Source organism: Streptomyces sp. NPDC051207, from assembly GCF_040682395.1.
Classification (GTDB): Bacteria; Actinomycetota; Actinomycetes; order Streptomycetales; family Streptomycetaceae; genus Streptomyces.
In genome coordinates this window covers 1-2,381 of sequence record NZ_JBFBAX010000076.1, presented here as the reverse complement: position 1 = coordinate 2,381, position 2,381 = coordinate 1, and the positions used below count along the sequence as shown (strand labels likewise).

1 protein-coding gene is annotated in these 2,381 nt (G+C 68.8%); it reads left to right on the top strand.

What is annotated here, in order from left to right:
• On the top strand, positions 1-2,381 hold a 2,381-nt coding region (locus AB0M97_RS30730), incomplete at both ends, for a dihydropteroate synthase (protein ID WP_365964256.1).

The following is a 2,381-nucleotide window of genomic DNA, read 5'->3' as shown; positions in this document are numbered from 1 at the left end:
CTGGTGGGTGGTTGCTGTGGTACGACGCCGGAGCATCTGCGTCGGGTGGTGGAGCGGGTGCGGGGTCTGGTTCCGGCGGTGCGTGATCCGCGTCCGGAGCCGGGTGCGGCGTCGCTGTACCAGTCGGTGCCGTTCAGGCAGGACACGTCGTATCTGGCGATCGGTGAGCGGACGAACGCCAACGGCTCGAGGAAGTTCCGTGAGGCGATGCTGGAGGGCCGCTGGGACGACTGCGTGGAGATGGCCCGTGAGCAGATCCGCGAGGGCGCCCACATGCTCGACCTGTGCGTGGACTATGTGGGCCGTGACGGGGTGGCCGACATGGCGGAGCTGGCCGGGCGTTTCGCGACGGCCTCGACGCTGCCGGTGGTGCTGGACTCCACCGAGGTGGAGGTGATCCGGGCGGGTCTGGAGAAGCTGGGCGGCCGTGCGGTCATCAACTCCGTCAACTACGAGGACGGTGACGGTCCCGAGTCCCGCTTTGCGAAGGTCACCCGGCTGGCGCGTGAGCACGGGGCGGCGCTGATCGCGCTGACCATCGACGAGGAGGGCCAGGCCCGCACGGCACAGAAGAAGGTGGAGATCGCCGAGCGGCTGATCGCCGACCTGACCGGGAACTGGGGCATCCGTGAGGAGGACATCCTCGTGGACTGTCTGACGTTCACGATCTGCACCGGTCAGGAGGAGTCCCGCAAGGACGGCATCGCCACCATCGAGGGCATCCGCGAGCTGAAGAGGCGTCACCCCGGCGTGCAGACCACGCTGGGCCTGTCGAACATCTCCTTCGGGCTGAACCCGGCCGCCCGTGTCCTGCTGAACTCGGTGTTTTTGGACGAGTGTGTGAAGGCGGGCCTGGACTCGGCGATCGTGCACGCCTCGAAGATCCTGCCGATCGCCCGGTTCAGCGAGGAGGAAGTCGCCACCGCCCTGGACCTGATCTACGACCGGCGCGGCGAGGGCTATGACCCGCTGCAGAAGCTGATGGCCCTGTTCGAGGGTGCCACCACCACGTCGCTGAAGGCGGGGCGGGCCGAGGAGCTGGCCGCGCTGCCGCTGGAGGAGCGGCTGAAGCGGCGGATCATCGACGGGGAGCGCAACGGCCTGGAGGCCGACCTGGACGAAGCCCTCCGGTCCCGCCGGGCGCTGGACATCGTCAACGACACGCTGCTGGACGGCATGAAGGTGGTCGGTGAGCTGTTCGGCTCCGGGCGGATGCAGCTGCCGTTCGTGCTGCAGTCCGCCGAGGTGATGAAGACCGCCGTCGCCCACCTGGAGCCGCACATGGAGAAGGTCGAGGGCGACGAGGCCGGCAAGGGCACCATCGTGCTGGCGACCGTGCGCGGGGACGTGCACGACATCGGCAAGAACCTGGTCGACATCATCCTGTCCAACAACGGCTACACGGTCGTCAACCTCGGCATCAAGCAGCCCGTCTCCGCGATCCTGGAGGCCGCCGAGGAACACAAGGCCGACGTCATCGGCATGTCCGGACTCCTGGTCAAATCCACCGTGATCATGAAGGAGAACCTGGAGGAGCTCAACACCCGCGGCCTGGCGGCCAAGTACCCGGTCATCCTCGGCGGCGCCGCCCTCACCCGCGCCTACGTCGAGCAGGACCTCCACGACATCTACGACGGCGAAGTCCGCTACGCCCGCGACGCCTTCGAGGGCCTGCGCCTGATGGACGCCCTGATCGGCATCAAGCGCGGCGTGCCCGGCGCGCAACTGCCCGAACTCAAGCAGCGCAGGGTCAAGGCGGCCACCGTCGAGGTCGAGGAACGCCCCGTCGAGGGCGCGGTCCGCTCCGACGTCGCCACCGACAACCCGGTCCCCACGCCGCCCTTCTGGGGCACCCGCGTCGTCAAGGGCATCCAGCTGAAGGAATACGCGTCCTGGCTGGACGAGGGCGCGCTGTTCAAGGGCCAGTGGGGCCTGAAGCAGGCCCGTACCGGTGAGGGGCCCTCCTACGAGGAGCTGGTCGAGACCGAGGGCCGGCCCCGGCTGCGCGGCCTGCTCGACCGGCTCCAGACGGACAACCTGCTGGAAGCGGCCGTCGTGTACGGCTACTTCCCGTGCGTGTCCAAGGACGACGACCTGATCATCCTGGACGACCACGGGTCCGAACTGACCCGTTTCAGCTTCCCCCGTCAACGCCGCGGTCGCCGCCTGTGCCTGGCCGACTTCTTCCGCCCGGAGGAGTCGGGGGAGACCGATGTCGTCGGCCTCCAGGTGGTCACCGTCGGCTCCCGCATCGGGGAGGAGACCGCGCGGCTGTTCGAGGCCGACGCCTACCGCGACTACCTCGAACTGCACGGCCTGTCCGTGCAGTTGGCCGAGGCACTCGCCGAGTACTGGCACGCGCGCGTCCGCGCCGAACTCGG